The organism is Nocardioides eburneiflavus, from assembly GCF_004785795.1.
Lineage (GTDB): Bacteria > Actinomycetota > Actinomycetes > Propionibacteriales > Nocardioidaceae > Nocardioides > Nocardioides eburneiflavus.
Window position 1 is genome coordinate 4,912,637 of the sequence record NZ_SRRO01000001.1, and the last position, 21,190, is coordinate 4,933,826.

At 72.6% G+C, this 21,190-nt stretch carries 25 protein-coding genes; 8 read left to right on the plus strand and 17 right to left on the minus strand.

From position 1 onward, the window contains the following. Positions 1 to 5: 5 nt before the first annotated feature. Together EXE59_RS23110 and EXE59_RS23115 are read right to left on the minus strand one after the other, a co-directional pair. On the minus strand, positions 6 to 278 hold the full coding sequence (locus tag EXE59_RS23110) for a MoaD/ThiS family protein (RefSeq protein ID WP_135840985.1): 273 nt from the start codon (positions 276 to 278) through the stop codon (positions 6 to 8). Then, positions 278 to 739, minus strand: coding sequence for a M67 family metallopeptidase (locus EXE59_RS23115; RefSeq protein WP_135840986.1), 462 nt, complete (start codon positions 737 to 739; stop codon positions 278 to 280). Before EXE59_RS23115 ends, EXE59_RS23110 begins: the two co-directional genes overlap by 1 nt. Positions 740 to 827: 88 nt before the next feature. On the opposite strand from EXE59_RS23115, the gene EXE59_RS23120 reads away from it, so the two are divergent. Next, positions 828 to 2,081 (plus strand): MFS transporter, encoded by a 1,254-nt coding sequence (locus tag EXE59_RS23120; protein WP_168218652.1) that lies wholly within the window; start codon positions 828 to 830, stop codon positions 2,079 to 2,081. Positions 2,082 to 2,087: 6 nt separating this feature from the next. Here the strand turns inward: EXE59_RS23120 and EXE59_RS23125 are convergent, their stop codons facing one another. The 3 genes from EXE59_RS23125 to clpS are packed head-to-tail and all read right to left on the minus strand — an operon-like array spanning position 2,088 to position 4,190. Further along, positions 2,088 to 3,296: a DUF429 domain-containing protein gene (locus EXE59_RS23125; protein WP_135840988.1), complete on the minus strand. Its 1,209-nt coding sequence runs from the start codon at positions 3,294 to 3,296 to the stop codon at positions 2,088 to 2,090. After that, the gene (locus EXE59_RS23130) at positions 3,293 to 3,883 is read right to left on the minus strand and encodes a DUF2017 domain-containing protein (protein ID WP_135840989.1); all 591 of its coding nucleotides are present in this window, start codon (positions 3,881 to 3,883) and stop codon (positions 3,293 to 3,295) included. Before EXE59_RS23130 ends, EXE59_RS23125 begins: the two co-directional genes overlap by 4 nt. Before the next feature lies 1 nt (position 3,884). After that, the gene (gene clpS, locus EXE59_RS23135; RefSeq protein WP_135840990.1) at positions 3,885 to 4,190 is read right to left on the minus strand and encodes an ATP-dependent Clp protease adapter ClpS; all 306 of its coding nucleotides are present in this window, start codon (positions 4,188 to 4,190) and stop codon (positions 3,885 to 3,887) included. Between the two features lie 18 nt (positions 4,191 to 4,208). Here clpS and EXE59_RS23140 point away from each other — a divergent pair, with 18 nt between their 5' ends. The 3 genes from EXE59_RS23140 to EXE59_RS23150 all read left to right on the plus strand — a co-directional run bounded on the left by EXE59_RS23140 (position 4,209) and on the right by EXE59_RS23150 (position 7,206). Further along, positions 4,209 to 5,531, plus strand: a complete 1,323-nt coding sequence (locus EXE59_RS23140) for a nicotinate phosphoribosyltransferase (RefSeq protein WP_210429113.1) — start codon at positions 4,209 to 4,211, stop codon at positions 5,529 to 5,531. A gap of 132 nt (positions 5,532 to 5,663) precedes the next feature. Then, complete coding sequence (locus EXE59_RS23145; protein ID WP_135840992.1) at positions 5,664 to 6,491, plus strand: hypothetical protein; 828 nt, start codon at positions 5,664 to 5,666, stop codon at positions 6,489 to 6,491. A gap of 139 nt (positions 6,492 to 6,630) precedes the next feature. Further along, positions 6,631 to 7,206, plus strand: a complete 576-nt coding sequence (locus EXE59_RS23150; protein ID WP_135840993.1) for an isochorismatase family protein — start codon at positions 6,631 to 6,633, stop codon at positions 7,204 to 7,206. Positions 7,207 to 7,218: 12 nt separating this feature from the next. On the opposite strand, the gene EXE59_RS23155 is transcribed toward EXE59_RS23150, so the two are convergent. From EXE59_RS23155 to EXE59_RS23165, 3 genes are all read right to left on the minus strand, one after another. Beyond that, positions 7,219 to 7,755 carry a DUF1697 domain-containing protein gene (locus EXE59_RS23155; protein ID WP_135840994.1) on the minus strand — a complete coding sequence of 179 codons (537 nt, stop codon included), beginning with the start codon at positions 7,753 to 7,755 and terminating at the stop codon, positions 7,219 to 7,221. A 36-nt stretch (positions 7,756 to 7,791) separates the two neighbouring features. Then, entirely contained in the window at positions 7,792 to 8,607 is an 816-nt protein-coding gene (locus EXE59_RS23160; protein ID WP_135840995.1) for a hypothetical protein, read from the minus strand. A gap of 118 nt (positions 8,608 to 8,725) precedes the next feature. Then, positions 8,726 to 9,637 (minus strand): LysR family transcriptional regulator ArgP, encoded by a 912-nt coding sequence (locus tag EXE59_RS23165; protein WP_135840996.1) that lies wholly within the window; start codon positions 9,635 to 9,637, stop codon positions 8,726 to 8,728. A 72-nt stretch (positions 9,638 to 9,709) separates the two neighbouring features. Between EXE59_RS23165 and EXE59_RS23170 the strand changes: the two genes are divergently transcribed. Together EXE59_RS23170 and EXE59_RS23175 are read left to right on the plus strand one after the other, a co-directional pair. After that, positions 9,710 to 10,309, plus strand: coding sequence for a LysE/ArgO family amino acid transporter (locus EXE59_RS23170; RefSeq protein ID WP_135840997.1), 600 nt, complete (start codon positions 9,710 to 9,712; stop codon positions 10,307 to 10,309). Between the two features lie 174 nt (positions 10,310 to 10,483). Further along, complete coding sequence (locus EXE59_RS23175; RefSeq protein ID WP_135840998.1) at positions 10,484 to 11,167, plus strand: RDD family protein; 684 nt, start codon at positions 10,484 to 10,486, stop codon at positions 11,165 to 11,167. Between the two features lie 30 nt (positions 11,168 to 11,197). On the opposite strand, the gene EXE59_RS23180 is transcribed toward EXE59_RS23175, so the two are convergent. Together EXE59_RS23180 and hppD are read right to left on the minus strand one after the other, a co-directional pair. Next, positions 11,198 to 11,992, minus strand: a complete 795-nt coding sequence (locus EXE59_RS23180; protein WP_135840999.1) for a hypothetical protein — start codon at positions 11,990 to 11,992, stop codon at positions 11,198 to 11,200. Positions 11,993 to 12,001: 9 nt separating this feature from the next. After that, the gene (gene hppD, locus EXE59_RS23185; RefSeq protein ID WP_135841000.1) at positions 12,002 to 13,234 is read right to left on the minus strand and encodes a 4-hydroxyphenylpyruvate dioxygenase; all 1,233 of its coding nucleotides are present in this window, start codon (positions 13,232 to 13,234) and stop codon (positions 12,002 to 12,004) included. 81 nt (positions 13,235 to 13,315) lie between these two features. Here hppD and EXE59_RS23190 point away from each other — a divergent pair, with 81 nt between their 5' ends. Further along, complete coding sequence (locus EXE59_RS23190) at positions 13,316 to 13,801, plus strand: Lrp/AsnC family transcriptional regulator (protein ID WP_135841001.1); 486 nt, start codon at positions 13,316 to 13,318, stop codon at positions 13,799 to 13,801. Here EXE59_RS23190 and EXE59_RS23195 read toward each other — a convergent pair. Then, positions 13,782 to 14,312 carry a PaaI family thioesterase gene (locus EXE59_RS23195; RefSeq protein WP_135841002.1) on the minus strand — a complete coding sequence of 177 codons (531 nt, stop codon included), beginning with the start codon at positions 14,310 to 14,312 and terminating at the stop codon, positions 13,782 to 13,784. The two genes, EXE59_RS23190 and EXE59_RS23195, sit on opposite strands and share 20 nt — an antisense overlap. A 55-nt stretch (positions 14,313 to 14,367) precedes the next feature. Between EXE59_RS23195 and EXE59_RS23200 the strand changes: the two genes are divergently transcribed. Beyond that, entirely contained in the window at positions 14,368 to 14,877 is a 510-nt protein-coding gene (locus tag EXE59_RS23200) for a winged helix-turn-helix transcriptional regulator (protein WP_135841003.1), read from the plus strand. Here the strand turns inward: EXE59_RS23200 and EXE59_RS23205 are convergent. The 6 genes from EXE59_RS23205 to EXE59_RS23230 form a co-directional block, all read right to left on the minus strand. Next, positions 14,874 to 15,527 carry an IclR family transcriptional regulator gene (locus EXE59_RS23205; protein ID WP_135841004.1) on the minus strand — a complete coding sequence of 218 codons (654 nt, stop codon included), beginning with the start codon at positions 15,525 to 15,527 and terminating at the stop codon, positions 14,874 to 14,876. The genes EXE59_RS23200 and EXE59_RS23205 overlap by 4 nt on opposite strands. 21 nt (positions 15,528 to 15,548) lie before the next feature. After that, the gene (locus EXE59_RS23210; RefSeq protein ID WP_135841005.1) at positions 15,549 to 17,327 is read right to left on the minus strand and encodes a DEAD/DEAH box helicase; all 1,779 of its coding nucleotides are present in this window, start codon (positions 17,325 to 17,327) and stop codon (positions 15,549 to 15,551) included. Further along, positions 17,324 to 17,617, minus strand: coding sequence for a DUF3039 domain-containing protein (locus tag EXE59_RS23215; RefSeq protein ID WP_129456083.1), 294 nt, complete (start codon positions 17,615 to 17,617; stop codon positions 17,324 to 17,326). The genes EXE59_RS23210 and EXE59_RS23215 overlap by 4 nt, the downstream gene beginning before the upstream one ends. A gap of 11 nt (positions 17,618 to 17,628) precedes the next feature. Then, positions 17,629 to 19,638, minus strand: a complete 2,010-nt coding sequence (locus EXE59_RS23220) for a cutinase family protein (RefSeq protein ID WP_135841006.1) — start codon at positions 19,636 to 19,638, stop codon at positions 17,629 to 17,631. An 88-nt stretch (positions 19,639 to 19,726) separates the two neighbouring features. After that, a complete protein-coding gene (locus tag EXE59_RS23225; protein WP_135841007.1) occupies positions 19,727 to 20,281 on the minus strand; it encodes a YqgE/AlgH family protein in 555 nt (184 codons plus the stop codon). A 49-nt stretch (positions 20,282 to 20,330) separates the two neighbouring features. After that, entirely contained in the window at positions 20,331 to 20,855 is a 525-nt protein-coding gene (locus tag EXE59_RS23230) for a hypothetical protein (protein WP_135837072.1), read from the minus strand. Positions 20,856 to 21,190 lie beyond the last annotated feature (335 nt).

A 21,190-nucleotide genomic window follows, 5' to 3' on the forward strand; every position in this document is an offset into this window, starting at 1 on the left:
CGGGATCAGCCTCCGGCGACGGCAGGCAGGACGACGACCTGGTCGCCGTCGGAGAGCTCGGCGTCGAGGCCGCCGATGAAGCGGACGTCCTCGTCGTTGATGTAGACGTTGACGAACCGCCGCAGGTCGCCGTCGTCGATCAGGCGGTCCTTGATGCCGGGGTGGTTGCCCTCGAGGTCGTCGATCAGCTCGGACAGCTTGCCGCCCGTGCCGTCGACGGCCTTGGCGCCGTCGGTGTAGGTGCGCAGGATGGTGGGGATCCGGACCTCGATGGCCATCAGGGGGTGCTCTCTTCCTCGGTCTGCGGGGGCGTGATCGTGACCTCTTCCTCGGTCACGACTCCGTCGATGATTCTGTAGGACCTGAACTCCACCGGGCCCTCAGTATTCCCCCCGTCCTCGTCGAAGCTGTCCCGTGTGCTGACGAGCACGTAGTGGGCGTTCGGCTCGCTCGCGAGCCCGATGTCGGTCCGGCTGGGGTAGGCCTCGGTGGCGGTGTGGGAGTGGTAGACGACCACCGGCTCCTCGTCGCGGGCGTCCATGTCCTTGTAGAGCGCGAGCAGCTCGGTGGAGTCGAACTCGTAGAACGTCGGGCTGCCTGCGGCGTTGACCATCGGGATGAACCGCTCCGGGCGGTCGCTGCCCTCCGGGCCGGCGACGACGCCGCACGCCTCGTCGGGGTGGTCGCGCCGGGCGTGCGCCACGATGGCGTCGTAGATCTCCTGGTCGATGGTCAGCACGCCGTCAAGGGTAGGCCGGATATCGATGTGACCCGACCACGTCTCAACGCATAGTCTTGACGTCGAGAGACTTGGGGGGATGCAGGACATGTCGATGACGCGCGCGCACGCGCAGCTCACGCGCCGGGGCATCCCCGTCGAGCGCGACCTGCGCGTCCTGGCGCTCGGTTCGTTCGCCAACCGGTTCGGCGCCGGGGCGGTCATGACGACCAGCGCGCTCTACTTCACCCGCCAGGTCGGCTTCTCGGCCGCCGAGGTCGCCCTCGCGCTCGCGGTCGCCGCCGTGGTGGGGATCCTCGTCCAGGTCCCGGCCGGCCAGCTCGGCGACGGCCACGGCCCGCGCCGGGTGCTGACGGTCTTCATGGTCGGCGCCGCGCTCACGAGTGCGCTGCCCGCACTGGCGCGTACGCCGTGGCAGCTCGCGGCCCTGCTCGCCCTGCTCACCCTCTTCGAGCGCTCGGCGGGCTCCGTGCAGCAGGGCGTGATCGCGCAGCTCGCGACCGGCGGCCGCGGCGTGCAGTTCAAGGCGTACCTGCGCGCCGTGACCAACACCGCGATCGGCCTGGGGTCGGTCTTCGGCGGTGCGGCCCTCGTCGTGGACGAGACCTGGGCCTACGTCTCGGTCTTCGTCCTCAACGCCGTCTTCACCGGTTTCGCCGCGTGGAACACGACCCGGCTGCCCGACCTGCCCGCCTACGTACGCCTCGAGGGCGAGCCGCGGCTCGCGGTGCTGCGCGACTGGCCCTACGTCGCCGTCGTCGCGCTGACCGGGCTGTTCTCGCTGCACTTCTTCGTGATGGAGCTCGGGCTGGCCCTCTACATCTCCGAGCGCACGGCCGCCCCGCCGGTGATGGTCGCGGTCCTGCTGGTCGTCAACACCGCGTGCGTCGCGCTCTTCCAGGTACGCCTGTCCCGCCGCGCCGACTCGGTCGAGGCCGGCGCACGGGCGCTGGTCCGGGGCGCGGTGTGGATCGCCGCCGGCTTCGCGATCGTGGCACTGGCCGACCGCGGCGACGCGACCTTCGCGATCGCGGTGCTCGTCGTCGGGTCGCTGGTCCACGTCGTCGGCGAGATGATCGGCTCCGGCGGCCAGTGGGGCCTGCAGATGGGGCTCGCCCCGCACGAGCGGCAGGGCCAGTACCAGGGCTTCGCCGGCCTCGGCTTCAGCGTCATCGCCGTCATCGGGCCCCCGATCGTGACCCTGCTGTGCGTGGGGATGGGCGAGACCGGCTGGCTCGTGCTCGCCGTCCTGATGCTCGCCGTCGCGCTGGTCACGGTGCCGGTCTCCCGGTGGGCGCTCGCCTCTCGTGAGCGCTACGGGGTGCTCACGCACTCGGGCTGAGCGGCCTCACACCCAGATCGCGGCCGGGATCCCGTCGGAGAACACCTCGGGCTCGCCCGGCAGCGACTCCGACACCCCGAGCGCGTGGCGTCCGGCCGTCCAGGCCACCGCGCAGGCGTCGAGCAGGTCGTCCTCGCCGAACCCGGACCCGCGGAACCACGGCGGCGCCCCGATGCCGTGCGCGGCGAGCGCCTCGCGCCGGGCGCGGACGCCGTCGGGGTCCTTCTTGCGGGCCAGCACGGGGGCCTCGGCCATCCGGGCGAAGCTCACCTCGGGGTGCACCTCGATCACCTCCGCGCCGGGGCCGGAGCGGACCCAGGCGTCGACCTCGAGCACCTTGGCGCCCAGTGCGTACGCCTGGGCGCTGACGCTGGTGCGCCCGTCGGTCGCGGCGAGGTTGGCCTCGCGCGCCTCGGCGTAGGTCGCCGCCTCGAGCGCGGAGCGCACCGGCGTGGAGAACACCGAGGACGCCTTGCCGACCAGCACGCGGCGCGCCTCGGCGTCCGCGAGCCGGCCGCCGTCGTCCGGCAGGCCGATGGGGATGTCGACGGCGACCACGTGCACGTCGTGCTGCTCGCGGACCAGCCCGACCAGGCTCGTGATGTCGGCGGCGACGAAGACCGAGGCGCGCAGCGCGGGGTCGAGGACCACGCCGACCCAGCCTGCCGGGCAGGCGTCGACGCCGAGCACCGGAGCCGGCGGCCTGAGGACGGGCCGCGGCTCGGCGCCGTCCTGGCCGTCCGGAGTGGCGAACCGCGCCTCGCGCTCGTCGCTCAGTGCTGCGTCGATGCGGGCGAGCATCACCTCGGACATCGGCGGGAGGCCGTCGACGGGCCACCACCGGACGTCGCTCGACTCGTCGTCGGCGACGCGGGCCTCACCCTCCAGCCAGGTGCAGGCGAAGGTGAGGTCGAGGTAGGCGGCCCGGTCGCCGTTGGCGTGCACGATCTCCGGGTGGGCGCCGGCCGTGGCGAGCCGGTCGACCCGTACGCGTACGCCGGTCTCCTCAGTCACCTCCCGCGCCGCGGCCACTGCGGGTTCCTCGCCGGGGTCGACGATGCCGGTGACCGGGGTCCACTGGCCATTGTCGGAGCGCCTCACCAGCAGCACCTGGTCCGCGCGTCGCACGACGGCGGTGACGGCTGGCAGCCAGAGCGGGTGGTCGCTGCCGATCTTCTCCCGGATGGCGAGGATGAACTCGGGGACGGGGCTCACGCCGTCAGTGCCTCGACGATCGTCTCCTGGAGGTAGCCGACCCACTCGTAGATGTCGTGCGCCTGGGCGCGCGGGTCGTCGTCGGGCAGCGAGTGCCAGTAGTGCTCGTCGCCGGCCTCGACCCCGAGGCGGGTGGCCAGCGCGAGCCGGATGTCGGTGAAGGCACGCATCCACGTCTCCGCCTCGCCGTGGGAGAGCTCGACGTCGATGACCAGGCCGTCCTCGGTCAGCTCGGGCGGCAGCCCGGCCTCCTCGAGGACGTCGATGATCGAGCCGGACGCCGCCGCCTTGCCGTCGCGGAGCCCACCCTCGGTGAACCGGCGGAAGTCGGAGGCGGCCTCCTCGTCCTCGGGGTAGGCCGTGGGGAACAGGCGTGCCAGGACCGGGTCCTCGGGGATCGTGGTGGCACCGGAGAACTCCGCCATCAGCGCCTCGAACGGATCGGCGGTCGGTGCTGCGGGCTCGGCGCGCTCGTTGCGCAGCAACTCGACCATCTGCGAGGCCAGGGAGCGCAGGAGGTCGGCCTCGAACCCGGAGAAGGTCGCGATCACGTTCCCGGTCCTGCGGTGCCGTTCGAAGCCGCTCACCTCAGGATGCCTTCTCCATCGTCGCCCAGAGTCCGTACTCGTGCATCGCCTGGACGTCGCGCTCCATCTCCTCGCGGGTGCCCGTCGAGACCACCGACCTGCCCTCCTCGTGCACCTCGAGCATGAGCTTCTCGGCCTTGGCCCTGTCGTAGCCGAAGTACTTCTGGAAGACGTAGGACACATAGGACATGAGGTTGACCGGGTCGTCCCACACGAGGGTCACCCACGGCTTGGCCAGGAAGGTGATCTCGTCGGGGGTCTGGGTCGGCTCGACCTCTACGGGACTGGCGGCTGACACGCCTCCCATCGTGGCACAGTGTCGGTCGTGACGAGCTCACCCGACACGTCGACGGCGCTGCTGACCGACCACTACGAGCTGACCATGGTCCAGGCTGCGCGGCAGTCGGGCACCGCCGACCGGAGGGCGGTCTTCGAGCTCTTCCCGCGCCGGTTGCCCGAGGGCAGGCGCTACGGCGTGGTGGCGGGCGTCGGCCGGGCGCTGGACGCGATCGAGTGCTTCCGGTTCGACGCGGCGTCGCTGGCCGCGCTGGAGGGGGTCGTCGACGCCGACCTGCTCGACTGGCTCGGCTCCTACCGCTTCTCCGGCGACGTCTGGGGGTACGCCGAGGGCGAGGCCTACTTCCCCCACTCACCGCTTCTCGTGGTCGAGGGCACCTTCGCCGAGGCGGTGCTGCTCGAGACGGTGCTGCTCTCCATCTACAACCACGACTCCGCGATCGCCTCGGCCGCCTCGCGGATGACCCTCGCCGCCGGCGACCGGCCGTGCATCGAGATGGGCTCGCGCCGCACCCACGAGGAGGCGGCCGTCGCGGCGGCGCGGGCGGCGTACGTCGCGGGCTTCGACGCGACCTCCAACCTGGCTGCGCGGGCGCGCCACGGCGTACCGTCCACCGGCACCTCCGCGCACTCCTTCACCCTGCTCCACGACGCGGAGGCCGACGCCTTCCGGGCGCAGGTCCAGACCCTCGGCGTCGGCACGACCCTGCTCGTCGACACCTACGACGTCGCCGAGGCGGTCGCGCTGGCCGTCGAGGTCGCCGGGACCGGCCTCGGCGCGGTCCGTCTCGACTCGGGCGACCTCGGCGAGATCGCCCGTGAGGTGCGGGCCCAGCTCGACGGCCTCGGCGCGACCGGCACCCGGATCGTGGTCACCAGCGACCTCGACGAGCACGCCATCGCCGCGCTGGCCGCCGCGCCCGTGGACGCGTACGGCGTCGGCACCCAGCTCGTCACCGGGTCGGGCCACCCGACGTGCGGCTTCGTCTACAAGCTCGTGGCGCGCGAGGGCGAGGACAACGAGCTGGTCTCGGTGGCGAAGAAGTCCCTGGACAAGGTGTCCGTCGGCGGACGCAAGTACGCCCTGCGCCGCCGTGGCCCGTCCGGCGTCGCGGAGGCCGAGGTGGTCGGCATCGGCGAGGCGCCCGCGGACGACGGTGACCCTTCGACGGGGCTCAGGACGAGCGACCGGCCGCTCCTGGTGCCGCTGGTGCGCGCCGGGGAGGTGGTCGGTCGGGCGACGCTCGAGGAGGCCCGCGCCCGGCACCGCGCCTCGGTCGCCGAGCTCCCGCGCGCCGTGACGATGATGTCGGCAGGCGAGCCGGTGATCCCGACGGTCTTCGCGGGCTGAGGGCCGGGGGCCGTCCCCGAGCTGCCAACTCACGGGCGGGTGAGCCAACTCGGGAGTAGCCCGGCGAGCCTGTCCACAGATCAGGCTCACGGGGTGGTCGCGGAACGTCCGCCGTCGGCAGGCTGGCGACCCATGGACGCCTTCCGCACCAGCCGTACGACCCGCGCACCCGCTGGGGCGACCCGCGTGACCCGCAACGCGTACCGGCTCTCCGACTCCGAGGACGTACGCACCGGCTCACTGCACGCGTGGCAGCTCGCCCTGCCGCCCGAGGCCGCGTTCACCCACCTCACAGGGGCCGGCGTGCACGGGATCTGGCTGCCCCCGCACGACGACCTCCCGGTCTGGATCTCGCTTCCGTACGGAGTGCCGCGACCGGTCCGTCCCGGCCTGCGAGTCGTACGCCGACACGTCTCGCCGCCGCCTGTGATCGTCAACGGGCTGCGTTGCGACACCACCGCCCAGTGCCTCCTCGTCTCCGCGCGAGACCTCCACGAGCTCGACCTGACCTGTCTCATCGAGGGCGCGCGCCACCGTGGCCTCCTCAGCGTGGACGACGAGGACCGGCTCCGAGAGCTGCACCGCGCCTGCGACGTGGCCGTCGTGGCGCAGCACCGGATCCTCGGCGCAGACGGCGGGTTCATCGCGCGGAGTGACCTGTGGATCGTGGACACGCGACGACTCCCGGAGTTCGACGGCGACGGTCACCGCGACGCCAAGCAGCATCGAGAGGATCTCCGCCGCGAGCGACGACTCTCGACCGACAAGTGGGAGCGCCGCGGCTACACCTCCCACGACGTGCTGCACCGGGCGATCACCATCCTCAAGGACGCCGACGAGGCGCTCGGGCGACCTCACGACCCGTCCCGGATCCGGGCCTGGCACGCACTCCTGAAGAAGTCGCTGTTCTCTCCGGCTGGCCGGGCGGTGCTGCGCGACCGCATCCGGACGTCGTTGTGACTCGTCGGTTGGCGACTTGGGGGGCGAATTCGCCCGGATCTGCCTGCCCAAGTTGCCAACTCACGGGTTGGTCGACCAACTCGTGAGTTGGCGCGACAGGAACGCACCCCCGCCGTCGCGCCCGGCTAGTCTCGGAGCCATGGCCCGAGCCCTGATCGTCGTCGACGTGCAGAACGACTTCTGCGAGGGCGGGTCGCTGCCCGTCGCAGGCGGGGCGCGGGTGGCGGCCGAGATCAACGACCTGCTGCACCGGTGGCACGCCCGGTCGGGCGACGCGCCGCCGTACGACGTCGTGGTCGCGACCAAGGACCACCACGTCGACCCGGGGCACCACTGGTCGGTCAAGCCCGACTACGCCGAGTCGTGGCCGGTGCACTGCAAGGTCGGCACCGAGGGGGCGGCGTTCCACCCCAACCTCGACCCGCAGCCCTTCGACGAGGTGTTCTACAAGGGCGAGCACGCGGCCGCCTTCTCCGGCTTCGAGGGCCGGACGGCCGACGACGAGACGCTCGCCGACTGGCTGCGCTCGCGGGGCGTCGACGAGGTGGACGTGTGCGGCATCGCCACCGACCACTGCGTCCGCGCGACGGCGCTCGACAGCGCGGCGGAGGGCTTCAGCACCCGCGTGCTCACCGCGATGTGCGCCGGTGTCGCGGAGGACTCCACGGCTTCGGCGATCACCGAGATGGCCGGCGCCGGCGTCGAGATCGCGTGAGCGGGCGGCCGCTCAGCACCACTTCTGGGTGACGGTCCGCAGCACCTTGATGGTGCGCGCGGTCCCCTGCCCGAGTGCGGTGAGCTCCTTCGAGGACATCAGCCGGGACGTGTGGATGTCGCCGTCGAGCATCACGTACGCCGCCCGGCCGTCGACCACCACCCTCTCCCCCGCGTGCTCGAGCGCGTGCAGGGCCGCCACCGCTGCCGCTCCCGGGGCGGTCGGGTAGAGCGTCACGTAGTGCTGGCCCGAGGGGGCGTGCTCGGCGTGCAGCTCCTCGCCGCGCGCGGTCAGGGCCGCGAGGTCGCGCGCGGTGAAGACCACGGTCGGGACGTCGAAGCCTGCCTCGGCGGCGTACGCCTCCTCGAGCGCCGCCCGGACCTTCTCGACTGAGCGCGCGGAGTGGGTCAGGCGGACGTTGCCGGTGTTGATGTAGGTCTCGACGTCGGTGCCGCCCGCGGCCTCCGTCGCAGCCCTGATCGCGTCCTTCGGGAACTTGCGCCGCGCGCCGAGGTTGATGGCGCGCAGGAAGGCGACGTAGGTGGGCACGGGTCGATCATGCCTGCCGGAGCGGGATGGTGCGGGTCAGACCCGCTTGCACTGGCTGGGCGGCGTGACGGCTGGGTCGAAGACGTACTTCGGGGGCGCGACGCTGGTGCCGTCCGGCGACTCCTTCATCGTCATCGCCCACCAGCCCGCCTTGCGGGTCTCGATGTCGGCCAGGTCTTCCTCGGGGAGCTCGTTCCACATGTTCACCACGTCGACCCCGACCTCGATGAGGTGCCCGTGCGGCGTGACGACGGCCTTGGCCTCGATGCCGTCGAGAGCAGCGGGGACGTCCGGGAAGAGACCGCGCGGCATGCCCATGAGCACCTTCTTGGCCGGTACGCCGACCGCGACGCCGTCGCCGGCGAGGCGGATCGCCCGGGCAGCCGACACCGGCCAGGTCGGGTCGAGATCCGTGGGCAGGGCCCAGCTGCGGGCCTGGTCGTCGGTGATGTCGACCCAGCAGTCGGCAGCGTTGGGGCCCCAGACGTCGCTGTTGAAGTAGGTGCGCCCGGCGACCACGAGGTAGTCGACCTGCTGCTTGTTGCCGTCGATCGCCGAGTCCATCGACAGCTCGCTGTAGCCCGTGGAGGGGCTGTAGCGGCCGTCGAGGTCGAAGATCCGCTTGCCGCCGTTGTCGGGGTTCTTGGTGAGGAGCTGCCCGTGCCACTCGACGATGCCCATCTTGTCGACCTGGGTGACCATGGCCTCGAGCTGCTCGTCCTCCATCAGCACGTCCGTGGCGTCGGTGGACGCGGCCTCTCCGGAGCCGCCGCAGGCGCCGAGGGTCAGCAGCAGGGCGGAACCGAGGGCTGCGCCGAGGGCGCGTTCCCACGAGGGGTTGCGACGTGCCACTGGGTCTCTCCCGTCCGGTCGGCTCGAGCGGTGTGCCCGATCACGCTCGGAGCCTAGGACCGGCGGGAGGACCTGTCAGGAGAACCGGACATCTCGCCCGCGGCCCCGTCCCGGCACCTCAACCCGCCATCCAGGCCCGCGCCGCGCCGACGACGGCCTCGGTGACGTCGTCGACCAGGGACGAGCCGAGGCGCCAGTGCTGCCAGAACAGCGGCACCTCGGGACGGCGACCGGGGACCAGCTCGACGAGCTCACCGCGGTCGATCTCGTCGAGGACGTCCGACTCCGGCAGCAGCCCCCAGCCCATGCCGACCCGTACGGCGCGGTCGAACTCGCGCACCGACGGCACGTAGGTCACCGGCGGCGCGAGGTGGCGACGGGTCACCCGGCGGACGAAGTCGTGCTGGAGCGAGTCGCTGCGGTCGAAGGCCACGATCGGCGCCTCGGCGAAGGTGGCCGAGCCGACGCCGTCGGCGAAGTGGGTGGCGTGGAAGGACGGGGTGGCCACCGCGGCGTACTTGAGCCGCCCGAGCCGTACGACCCGACAGCCGGGCACCGGCTCGGGCTCCCCCGTGATCGCCGCCACCACCTCGCCGCGACGCAGCCGTTCGGCGGTGCGGGTGTGGTCCTCGCGCACCACCTCGAAGACCACGCGGTGCCGGGTCTGGACCTCGGCGAGCGCGTCGACGAACCAGCCGTAGAGCGCGTCGGCGTTGACCGCGATGGGGAGCGAGGCGTACGACGTCCCGTCGGCGTCGTCCTCCTCCACGAGCTCGGCGACCGCCTCGCGCTCGAGGAGCTCGGTCTGGGTGGCGAGGCGGACCAGGACCAGGCCCGCCTCCGTGGGCTCCAGCGGCTTGACCCGGTGGAGGAGGACGCGACCGATCCGGGTCTCGAGCGCCTTGATCCGCTGACTGACCGCCGAGGGGGTCACGTGCAGCTCGCGGGCCGCCGCCTCGAAGGTGCCGAGCCGTACGGCGACGGCCAGTGTGCGCAGGGCCACAGGGTCCAGCTGGGTGATGTCTTTCATACTTAGACATCCTAATGATTCGTCAAAATCATTCGCTGGATTGAGGATCACTGCGCGCCTACCGTTGGCGTCATGTTCCAGGTTGCACTCACCGGTCTCCTCACCGGACTCGCCCTCATCGTCGCCGTCGGCGCCCAGAACGCCTTCCTCCTGCGACAGGCGATCCGCGGCGAGCACGTCCTGCCCATCGTGCTGGCGTGCCTGCTCTCCGACGTCGTCGCGATCACCGCGGGCGTGGCCGGCCTCGGGGTCGTGCTCGAGCGCTGGCCCGCCGTGCTCCCGGTGGCGCAGGTGCTCGGTGGCGTCTACCTGCTCGGCTTCGGCCTGCACGCCGCGATGCGGGCGTGGCGGCCCACCGGCCTCGACGCCGGGGAGGGCTCCTCGCTGACCGCTGGTCGCGCGGTGCTGCTGACGCTGGCGCTGACCTGGCTCAACCCGCACTTCTACCTCGACGCCGTCCTCATGCTCGGCACCGTGGCCAACAGCTTCGGCACCGACCGCTGGTGGTTCCTGGCCGGCACCCTGGTCGCGAGCGTGCTGTGGTTCTTCGGCCTCGGCTACGGCGCCCGCCTGCTGCGCGGACTCTTCGCCCGCCCGAGTGCGTGGCGCGTCCTCGACTCGGGCATCGCGGTGCTGATGGGCGTCCTGGGCGTGGGCCTCCTCGCTCACTGACCGCCTACTGGGCAGGTCCGGGCCGCGCGCCGCGCCCGCGCCCGTGGGTGGGGCGTACTACCGTCCGGACCATGCCGTGCGACTTCTGCGGGAAAGACTTCGACCCCATCTCCACCCGTTGGCTGTGCCCGCACTGCCACATGAAGGCCAACTGCTGCGACGGCGCCCCGCTCGGTGAGTGAGCAGCCGCGGCCGGCCCCTCCGGGCTGGTACGCCGACCCGCGGCCGAGCCCACCGGGCGGCCTCCGGTGGTGGGACGGCACCCGGTGGACACCGCACGGGTGGCCACCCGGTCCGCACGACGGGCGGCCCGGCTGGTGGCGACGCGCTGGGGCCTGGCTGATCGACGGCTTCATCGTCGCGGCCGCGAGCTGGCTGGTGACGCTGCCCGTCCAGCTCGACTTCCAGCGAGACCTCCGGGTCGCCCAGGAGCGGATGGTCGGCGACCCGCCCGGCACGGCGCTGGCGACCTACTGGTCCGACGTGCTCCAGGCCTGGAGCGAGCGCTGGGTCTGGGTCGGCCTGCTCCCCGCGCTGGCCGCGCTGGCCTACCACCTGGCGATGCTCCGCAGCCGCTCGGCGACCGTCGGCAAGCTCTCGCTGGGGATGCGGGTGGAGTCGGCGAGCGGAGGTGCACGACCGTCGTGGTCCGCGCTCGTGCGGCGGGTGCTTACCCAGTTCGGACCGGGCTGGCTGGTCATCCCCGTCGGCTTCGCCAGCGGGTCAGCCGCCACGATCGTGCTCCTGTTCGCCGTCGCGTTCGCGTGGCAGCTTCTCGACCACCTGTGGGCCGCCGGTTCCGGCCGGCGCGCCCTGCACGACCTCGCCTCGGGCACCCGGGTGGCCTGGGCCTCCTGACGGGCGGCCCGGTCAGCACGGTCAGCCCGGTCAGCCGGCGAAGCCCAGGTCCCGCTCCGCCATCGCCTCGCGGAGCCGGGTGATCGCCATCGGCCCGACGCCGTGCATCGCCGCCAGCTCGGAGGCCGTACGGGTCGCGACGTGCTCGAGCGTGGTCACCCCGGCCTCGCGCAGGGCACGCGTCGCGGGCGCACCGATGTTCCGGGGCAGCGGGGTGCCCTCCTCGCGCGCGGCCCGCTCGCGCGGTGCCGGGAGCCCGGCGTCGACGACCGCCTCACCACGCGGGGACAGCAGGTAGCCGATCGCGAGCGACTCGGTCAGCCCGAGCTCCTTGAGCTTGCGGACGTCCTTCTTGAAGTCGGCCGTCTCGCGGCCCACCCGGGCCGCGAGGTCCGGGGCGCGTACGGTCGGGTTGAGGTCGATCAGGTCGAGCGTCTCGCGGGTCCACGGTCCGGACGCGGACGCGGCGTCGAGCCGGTCGAGCCGGGCGTTGACCGCGGCGATCTCGTCGGCGTCCGGGACCGCCTCCCGCAGCGCCTCACGGGGGTCGGGACCGGCGTACGCCAGCCCGATCCGCCACGCGGGATCGTCCGATCGCGCGGCGAGAGCCCGCTTGAGAGCGGCCAGCGACGGCTCCCCGGCGCGCCTGGCGTCGTCGGCCCGCAGGCTCGCGACGGCCACCCGGTCGACCGAGGTGACCTCGATCAGCCCGATGCCCGTACGCATCCGGGTGCCCACGACGACCCGCGGCCTCGCCCACCGACGGAAGGCGAGGTCGACGGTCCCGGCCCTGATCGCGGCGAGCTCGCCGGGTCGGATCATCATGGGAGGAGACTACAAATTGCCGCGGGCGTCCTGCTCGCGCTCGATGGCCTCGAAGAGCGCCTTGAAGTTGCCCTTGCCGAAGCCGAGCGAGCCGTGGCGCTCGATCAGCTCGAAGAACACGGTCGGCCGGTCGCCCAGGGGCTTGGTGAAGATCTGGAGCAGGTAGCCGTCCTCGTCGCGGTCGACGAGGATGCCGCGCTTCTGCAGCTCCTCGATGGGCACGCGGACCTCACCGATGCGCGCGCGCAGCTCGGGGTCCTCGTAGTAGGAGTCCGGGGTGTTGAGGAACTCCACACCGTTGGCGCGCAACGCGTCGACGGTGGCGAGGATGTCGCCGGTGGCGAGCGCGAGGTGCTGGGCCCCGGGACCGTTGTAGAACTCGAGGTACTCGTCGATCTGCGACTTCTTCTTGGCGACGGCCGGCTCGTTGAGGGGGAACTTCACCCGGTGGTTGCCGTTGGCGACGACCTTCGACATGAGCGCGGAGTAGTCGGTGGCGATGTCGTCGCCGATGAACTCGGCCATGTTCACGAAGCCCATGACGCGGTTGTAGAAGCCGACCCACTCGTCCATCCGGCCGAGCTCCACGTTGCCGACGATGTGGTCGAGGGCCTGGAACAGGCGCTTGGGCTGGCCCTCGCGCTTCTGCCAGCGCGGCGAGGCGGCGACGTAGCCGGGGAGGTAGGGGCCGGCGTACGTCTCGCCGTCGACCGTGCGCTGCACGAGGGTGTGCCGCGTCTCGCCGTACGTCGCGATGGCCGCGATGCGCACGGTGCCGTGCTCGTCGGTGAGGTTCTCCGGCTCGCGCACGACGGTCGCGCCGGCCTTGCGGGCCTGGGCGATGCACTGGTCGACGTCGGGGACCTCGAGGGCGATGTCGACGACGCCGTCGCCGTGCCGGGCGTGGTGGGCGATGAGCTCGCTGTCCGGCGAGACGGCGCCGCTGAGGACGAACTTGATCGAGCCGGACTTGAGCACGAACGACTTGTGGTCGCGGTTGCCGTTCTCCGGGCCGGAGTAGGCGACGAGCTCCATGCCCCAGGCGGAGGCGTAGTAGTGCGCGGCCTGGGTCGCGTTGCCGACCACGAAGCAGATCGCGTCCCATCCGGTCACCGGGAAGGGGTCGGCCTCGGCGTCGTACTCCACGAGGCCGACGAGCTGGCGCAGCTGCTCCAGCGAGAGGTCGGCCTTCATCTCGTCCACGGTCAGGGCGCCACCGGTCGAGGCGATGTCAGTCGTCATGGGTCGAACCCTGCCGACTTGCGGCAAGGTGTGCAACAGTACGACAAAACACTGGACAACCTGCACAACCGCGAGGCCGCCATGGACGAGATCGACAGCAAGGTGATCGACATCTTCGCCAGCGAGCCCAGGCTCGGCGTCCTCGAGGCGAGCCGCCGGCTCGGCATCGCCCGCGGCACCGTCCAGGCCCGGCTCGACAAGCTCGTCGCGGCGGGCGTGATCACCGGCTGGGGGCCCGACCTCTCACCGGAGGCGATCGGCTATCCCGTGACGGCCTTCCTGACCCTCGAGATCAGGCAGGGATCGTCCGACAGGGGAGGCCACGACGCGGTCGCCCGGCACCTCGCCGGGATCCCGGAGGTCCTCGAGGCGTACACGATCACCGGCGCCGGCGACATGTGGGCGCGGGTGGTGGCCCGCTCCAACGCCGACCTCCAGCGCGTGATCGACCTCGTGCTGACCGAGCCCGGCATCGACCGCTCGACGACGGTCATCGCGCTCGCGACCCAGATCCCCTACCGGGTGGTGCCGCTGGCTCGCGAGGCCGTCAGCCGTCCGCACGCATGATGAGGCAGGTCGAGGTCGCGTGGGCGACCAGCCTGCCGCCGCCATCGGTCAGCTGCGCCTGTGCCAGGGCCGTACGCCGCCCGCGCTGGATCACCGTGCCCTCGCAGGTCAGCAGCCCGGAGTCGACCGTGACCGGTCGGAGGAACTTCACCGTCAGGTCGACCGAGGTGTAGAGCTCCCCCGCCGCCAGGGTCGTGTGCACCGCGCAGGCCGCGGCGGTGTCGAGGAGCGTGGAGATCACGCCGCCGTGGACGGTGCCGAGCGGGTTGTAGTGGAACTCGGCGGCCGGCATCTCGACGACCACCCGGCCGGGCTCGGGACGCAGGTCGGTGAAGCCGAGCGTGTCCATGATCGGCGGCGGCGGCATCTCGCCGGCCCGCATCGCCAGGAGCTGCTCGAGTCCGTCGAGCTCCAGCAACCGGGTCAGGTCGGCCTGGCCGGGCGGCGTGAAGTCGAAGCTGCGCGTCTCCGTGCGGAAGGCCCGGGTCACGGGAGGCTGCGTCTGAGTCATGGACCCAGAGTCGCACCGCCTTGCTGAGTCTGTCAACAAGACCTAGGGTGGCGAGATGAGTGTCACGCCGCCCGCACCTTCCCCCCCTCCCTCGGCCCTCGCGTGGTCCACCGACAACTGCACCGTCGGCCGCGCGATGTCGGTCCTCGGCGAGCGGTGGACCTTCGTGGTGCTGCGCGAGGTGTTCAACGGCGTGCGGCGCTTCGACGACATGCGCCGCCACTCCGGGATCCCGCGCCAGGTGCTCACCGACCGGCTCTCCCTGCTCGTCGACGCCGGCATCCTCCGCCGCGTGCCCTACCGCGAGCCCGGGCAGCGCGAGCGACACGAGTACCGCCCCACCGACAAGGGCTTCGACCTCTACCCAGTCCTCGTCGCCGTCCGCGCGTGGGGCGACCGCTACCTCGCGGACCCGGAGGGGTCGCCGGTGGAGTTCGAGCACGTCGGCTGCGGCGCCGAGGTCGGCGTGGTCCTGCGCTGCGCGGACGGGCACGAGGTGAGCGGGCGACGCGACGTGGCCACCCGCCCGGGCCCGGGCATCAAGCCGTTCGGCGAGGCGTCCTAGGTCCCACGTGCCACCTGGCCCAGCCGCTCCCCCACCTCGCGCGCCGCGGCGATCACCTGCGGCGCCACGACGTCCTCGTCGATCGCGCCGTCGAGGGTCACGATCCCCACGCTCGCACGCAGGCCCTCCACTCCGCGTACGGGGGCCGCGAGCCCGCGGGCGCCGGACTGCAGCTCGCCGCTGGTGACGGCGTACGCGCCCTCCCCGGCGTCGAGCAGGCCGATGGCCTTGCCGGCCGCACCCTGGGTGAGCGGGTGGCGCGCGCCGACACGGTAGGAGACGTGGAAGTCGGTCCACGTGGGCTCGACCACGGCGAGCGCCAGCGCCTCGTCACCGTCGGCGACCGTGAGGTGCGCCGTCGACCCGAGCGACTCCGCGAGCCGGCGCAGCACGGGCATGGCGAGGTCGCGCAGCAGCGGCTGCACGCCGCTCGCGAGGTGGAGCACGCCGAGGCCGACGAAGAGCCGCGCGCGGGCGTCCCGGCGGACCAGCCCGTGCTGCTCCAGCGTGCTGACGAGCCGGTGGACCACCGTGCGGTTGACGTCCAACCGGTGCGAGAGCTCGGTGACGGTCAGGCCCTCGGCGCTCTCGGCCAGCACCCGCAGGACGCGTAGGCCGCGGTCCAGGGTCTGCGAGATCTCGGAGGGCACGGGCCCAATATGGCAGGAAAGTCAGGAGGTCTGGCGCACTGCCCATTCGCGGATCCGGTTGATCCGCTCGTGGAGCTGCTCGGCGTTGGCCACCGCGGCCGGCGGGCCGCCGCACTCCTTGCGCAGGGCGTTGTGGGTGATGCCGTGCGCCTGGCCGGTGCGGTGGTGCCACGCGGCGACGAGGCCGTTGAGCTCGCGCCGCAGCACTCCGAGCTGCTGGTGGGTGCTCAGCTCCTGCACGGAGTCGACGACGCGGTCTCCCACGCCGTCGGCCTTCTGCTTGCGGGCGCGCTCGCTCTGCCGCGAGTGCAGCAGCTCGCGGACCTGGTCGGGCTCGAGCAGCCCGGGGATGCCGAGGAAGTCCATCTCCTCCTCGGAGCCGGACACCACCTCGCCGGAGTGGCCGAACTGCGCCCCCTCGTAGAGCACGTGGTCGAAGGACGCCGTCGAGCCCAGCGCCTCCCACGACATCTCGAGCTCGTCGGAGGCCGACTCGCCCTGCTGCGCCTCGGCGAGCAGTCCCTCCTCGGCAGCGAAGATGTCGTCCTCGTCCTGGACGCGGCGTCCCAGGACGTGGTCGCGCTGCGCCTCCATGTCGGAGGCGAACTCCAGCAGGTGCGGCACCGACGGCAGGAACACCGACGCGGTCTCGCCGCGCGACCGCGCGCGGACGAAGCGGCCGACGGCCTGCGCGAAGAACAGCGGGGTCGAGACGGTCGTCGCCCACACGCCGACGGCCAGGCGCGGCACGTCGACGCCCTCGGAGACCATCCGGACGGCCACCATCCAGCGGTCCTCGGACGCGGTGAACTTCTCGATCTTCTTCGAGGAGCCCTTCTCGTCGGACAGCACCACGGTCGGCGACCCGCCGGTGATCTTCTTCAGCAGCGCGGCGTAGGCGCGGGCCGTCTCCTGGTCGCCTGCGATCACCAGCCCGCCGGCGTCGGGCACGTGGCGGCGTACCTCTGACAGCCGCGTGTCCGCTGCCTCCAGCACCGCCGGGATCCACGACCCGCGCGGGTCGAGGGCCGTACGCAGCGCTTGGGCGTGCATGTCCTTGGTGAGCGGCTCACCGAGCCGGGCGACGACCTCGTCACCGGCCCGGGTGCGCCACTGCATCTCGCCTGAGTAGGCCATGAACAGCACCGGGCGCACGACGTGGTCGGCGAGGGCGTGGGCGTAGCCGTAGGTGTAGTCGGCGGCCGAGACGGGGATGCCGTCGTCACCGGGGGCATAGCGCACGAACGGGATCGGGTTGATGTCGGAGCGGAACGGTGTGCCGGTCAGCGCGAGCCGGCGCGTGGCCGGGTCGAACGCCTCGCGCACGCCCTCGCCCCACGACAGCGCGTCGCCGGCGTGGTGGATCTCGTCGAGGATCACCAGCGTCTTGAAGCGCTCGGTGCGGATCCGCATCGCGAGCGGGTTGACCCCGACGCCGGCATAGGTGACCGCGATGCCGACGTAGTCGTCGGACGTCCTGCCCTTGCCGGCGGAGTAGGTCGGGTCGATCGGGATGCCGGCTCGCGCGGCCGCCTCGGCCCACTGCGTCTTGAGGTGCTCGGTGGGGGCGACGACCGTGATCCGGTCGACCACGCGGCGGCTCAGCAGGTCGGCCGCGACCGTCAGGGCGAAGGTCGTCTTGCCGGCCCCGGGCGTCGCGACGGCGAGGAAGTCCTGCGGCTGGGCGGCGCGGTACTTGTCGACCGCCGCCTGCTGCCAGGCACGAAGGGACGGCGCGGTGCCCCACGCGGCCCGGTCGGGCCACGCGGGAGGCAGCGGCGCGTCAGGCCGCCCCGTCACGCGTCGGGACCCGAGCCGTCCGAGCCGGACCCGCCGCCGGGCTTGTCACCCGGCTTCATCGAGTCCCAGATCTCCTTGCACTCCGGGCACACGGGGAACTTCTCCGGAGCACGCGAGGGCACCCACACCTTGCCGCACAGCGCGATCACGGGGGTGCCCATGACCATCGCCTCGGTCAGCTTGTCCTTGGGGACGTAGTGGGAGAACCGCTCGTGGTCACCCTCGTCGGTCGGGACGGTCTGACGCTCTTCGATCGTCTGGCTGCCCGGCGAGAATCCGATGGTGCTCATGATGGACAAGCCTAACCGGCCGTCCAGAGATAGACCTGCTCGACGTCGGTGTACGCGCCGGGGACGATGTCGTACCCGGCCTTGCCGAACACGACCGCGCTCCCGCCCGGCGCCGCCGAGACCGACGTGAGCTCGTCGCCGTCGACGAACCGGGAGGTGTCGACGTCGAAGTGGTCGGGCGCCCACCGGGGTGCACGGAGGAGTCGGCGCTCGGTCCCGTCGAGCCGCTGCATCCGGACGGTGTCGTCGTGGGCCACCCGCGCCCAGGCGCTGGCGTCGGCCGCGAGCGAGACCCGTTCGCCCCACTCCCCCAGCGGGCGCATGCCGGAGACCTCGAGGGGCCGCATCTCGCGGTACCGGTCGCAGAAACGGTCCTCGACGACGTACCGGCCGTCGTCGGACACGCTCGAGACCTCGCTGCGGCAGTAGTCGGGCGCGCCGGGGAACTCGCCGCTCGCAAGCACCGACCCCGCGACCGAGTCCCAGATCCGCAGGGTCGCGCCGTCGACGAGCGCCAGGAGCATGCCGTCGCGCGACGCCGCCTGGAAGCCGGCCACGCCGAGGTCCTCGACGACCCCGCTGTCGGCGTTCCAGCGGCGGGTGGTGCCGCCGTCCGCGAAGGTGACCGTTCGTCCGTCCCGTGACAGGCTGGCCGCCCGCACGACGCCCTGGGGGACGGCCACCGACGTGCCCGCGACGCGGTCACGCAACCACCTGACACCCGCGTGGGGGTCGTGGAAGAGCACGTACCTGCCCGAGCCCGACACCTGGACGTCCGAGGCGCCGACGGGACGGCCGCTCGCGTCGACGCTGACCAGCTCGGTGCGCCCGGTCGTGGCGTCCCACGCGTACGCACGCGCGCGCAGCCGTCGGCCGGCCGGCCTGTCGCCGCGCACCAGGTTGGTCGCCGTCGACACGTACGCCACCACGCGGGCGTCGTCGGAGACCGAGGCGCCCCACGACGGGGCGTTGGCGGGCCGTGAGTCGACACCGCGACTGACCAGGACGGTGCCGCGCTCGGCGGCCTGCCGACGCGCGTCGAGGACCACGGTCACCGTCCGGCGCACGGCCGGCGCGACGACCCGGCTCCACACGCGGAGCCTGACGGCCGTACGCCCATGGGGAGCCCGTCCGACGATGTGCCCGCCTGAGATCCGCAGGCCCCGCGGCAGTTTCCGCACCGCTGCCGCCCGAACCCCTCGCAGGCCTCGCGGACTCAGCGGCACCCGCACCTTGTGCCTGCCGATCGCCGGCCACGTGGCCTTCTCCGCGATCGGCAGCCGGCCGGCCCGTCCGAAGAAGGAGGTCCGGTCGTAGGCGTAGTGCCCCCACATGTCGTCCTCGGTCGGCGCCCGGCCACGCACCTGTCCGCAGACGGGCTCGGTCCCGAAGCAGGAGCGCGCGAGCATGTCCGCGCGCCGGATCCAGCGCGGCACGGCAGGTCCCCGGCCGGCGAGCACGCCCTCGAGCACCCGCTGCCCCTGGTCCCGGCGTCGTTCGTGCAGGGGGTCGCCGAGCAGCCAGAGGCCGCCGAGGTGCCGGCGCGCGGCGTCGTGCCCGGGTCTCGTCAGCCGCCGTGCCGCCTCGCGCGCGACGACGGCACCCTCCGAGTGCCCACCCAGCACGAGCATCGTGCCGGGGCAGGCCTCGGCGGACCGGTCCAGGACACGGACCGCGTGCCGGGCGTGCGCCCGCCAGCCGGCGAAGTGTCGGTGCCGCAGCCCCTGCCTGCGGACGTCGTCGAGGTCCGCGAGCGAGAGCCTCGGTGCCGCTGCCACCACGGCCGTCACCGACACGCGCTGTCCGGGCACGCGCCGGAGCTCGCGTACCGCCGCTTCGCGCGAGCGACCCCCCGCCCAGACCACTCGTACGTCGGGGCAGCCACCGGGCCTCGCCGGCGCGGCCGTGGGAGCTCCCGACGCCGGGGCGGTGGTCACCGCGGTCGTCGTCACCGCGGCCAGCCCGGTCACCAGCGCCGTGGCAGCCAGCCACGTCACGCCGTTGCGCAGTCGTCCGTGCACCGTGCTCCCCCTCGTCCCGATCGCCGCGCGGTCGCGCGCGCATGGGAGACGCGGACTCCACGGAGAAAGTTGTGGCCGGTGTGGGAGATCAGTTCAGGTCGGGATCGACCGGCCGGTTCACGTGCCAGGCGAGCATGCCCGGCTGGCGACGCATCACGTCGCGGCGCAGGCCGCTGGTGTCGCCGCGGAACGCGTCGCCCACCTCGCCGCTCACGACGTACCAGCTGCCCTCCTCGACCTCGCCGTCGAGCTGACCGGCGCCCCAGCCGGCGTAGCCCGCGAAGACCCGCATCGCGGTCAGGGCGCCGTCGACGAGCTCGGTCGGGGTGTCGAGGTCGACCATGCCGAGCAGGCCCGCGACGGGCCGCCAGCCGACCGGTGGGTCCTGCGGGTCGCGCAGGGACGCCAGGGCGAGGGCACCGTCGGTGCCGACCGGCCCGCCGCGGAACAGCACCTCCGGCTCGGCGACCGCGTCACGCCACGGCTCGAGCACGTCGGCGACCAGCACCTGGGAGGGTCGGTTGAGCACGACGCCGAGGGCACCCTCGTCGCTGACGTCGAGCAGCAGCACCACCGTGTCGACGAAGTTGGGGTCCTGCAGGGCCGGCGTCGCCACCAGCAGCATCCCCGATGCGAGCTGCATGCCCTCCACTATGTCCGATGCGGCCGCACCGCACACCACCCTGGCGGGGTCAGGCCGCGAGCACCGCCCGGATCCGCTGCACCAGCGACGGCGCCGGGGCCGACCGCGGCGCGGCGCCCGGGACGTACGACGCACGAGCCGCGAGCTCGATCTCGCGGCCGACCCGCTGGGCCGCCTCGCCGGGTGCGCTGGCCCGTCCGGCCATGAGGGCGAGCAGCTCGTGCTCCTTGGCGGTCGCGACGCGGGTCGCGCGGGCCATCCCGGGGCTCGTCGGGTGGGCGGTGTGGTGGTCGATGATCGCGCGGGTGCCCGGCATGTCGTCGGCGGCCGCCAGCCAGGCGATGGCCACCGCGTTGCCGAGGTCGAGGGGCTGCTCGGCCAGCTCGCGCTCGATGTGGCCGGCCAGGCGGGTGTGCCAGCGCAGCTGCAGCGCGCCGAGGAGGGTGGGCTCGTCGCCGAACGTGTCGGCCGCGCCGTCCACGTCCATGGGCAGGCGGCCGTCGAGGCGGGTGTCAGCGGTACGGATCACGTCGCGGAGCACGTCTCCGCGTCGGTGGTGGGACGTCCAGGTCATGGCGGTCTCCTTTGGCTACATACCGACGGTACGTACTTTCAGTATGCCCACCCGAGTCGTCGTCGTTCAAACGCCGCGGCCGTGAGTCGGGTCACCTGATATGTAGGTGCCTTCTGTCAAGGGGCATGGCGAGGCGCCCGTCCCCGTTGGTTGCGGGGCGGGCGCCTCTTGCTTCGTCGTCGTCCTCGCCTTGGCGAGCGTGTCTTCGCGACGCGCGGGTCAGACTGATATTCGCGGGTTGGGTACCGCAAGACGGGGTTTCGGCTGGAGCGTTTTCGCGTGTCTAGGGGCGAGCGTCGCCCGGCGTGCGCCGGACTGCTCATAGGTGAATCGCG

Coding starts and splice junctions, on each gene's coding strand:
- EXE59_RS23120 (WP_168218652.1), top strand. CDS start 828: ATGTCGATGACGCGCGCGCACGCGCAGCTCACGCGCCGGGGCATCCCC.
- EXE59_RS23180 (WP_135840999.1), bottom strand. CDS start 11,992: ATGATGATCCGACCCGGCGAGCTCGCCGCGATCAGGGCCGGGACCGTC.
- EXE59_RS23200 (WP_135841003.1), top strand. CDS start 14,368: ATGAGTGTCACGCCGCCCGCACCTTCCCCCCCTCCCTCGGCCCTCGCG.
- EXE59_RS23150 (WP_135840993.1), top strand. CDS start 6,631: ATGGCCCGAGCCCTGATCGTCGTCGACGTGCAGAACGACTTCTGCGAG.
- EXE59_RS23215 (WP_129456083.1), bottom strand. CDS start 17,617: ATGAGCACCATCGGATTCTCGCCGGGCAGCCAGACGATCGAAGAGCGT.
- EXE59_RS23230 (WP_135837072.1), bottom strand. CDS start 20,855: ATGACCTGGACGTCCCACCACCGACGCGGAGACGTGCTCCGCGACGTG.
- EXE59_RS23165 (WP_135840996.1), bottom strand. CDS start 9,637: ATGAAAGACATCACCCAGCTGGACCCTGTGGCCCTGCGCACACTGGCC.
- hppD (WP_135841000.1), bottom strand. CDS start 13,234: ATGACGACTGACATCGCCTCGACCGGTGGCGCCCTGACCGTGGACGAG.
- EXE59_RS23145 (WP_135840992.1), top strand. CDS start 5,664: ATGGACGCCTTCCGCACCAGCCGTACGACCCGCGCACCCGCTGGGGCG.
- EXE59_RS23110 (WP_135840985.1), bottom strand. CDS start 278: ATGGCCATCGAGGTCCGGATCCCCACCATCCTGCGCACCTACACCGAC.
- EXE59_RS23170 (WP_135840997.1), top strand. CDS start 9,710: ATGTTCCAGGTTGCACTCACCGGTCTCCTCACCGGACTCGCCCTCATC.
- clpS (WP_135840990.1), bottom strand. CDS start 4,190: ATGGGAGGCGTGTCAGCCGCCAGTCCCGTAGAGGTCGAGCCGACCCAG.
- EXE59_RS23195 (WP_135841002.1), bottom strand. CDS start 14,312: ATGACTCAGACGCAGCCTCCCGTGACCCGGGCCTTCCGCACGGAGACG.
- EXE59_RS23190 (WP_135841001.1), top strand. CDS start 13,316: ATGGACGAGATCGACAGCAAGGTGATCGACATCTTCGCCAGCGAGCCC.
- EXE59_RS23225 (WP_135841007.1), bottom strand. CDS start 20,281: ATGCAGCTCGCATCGGGGATGCTGCTGGTGGCGACGCCGGCCCTGCAG.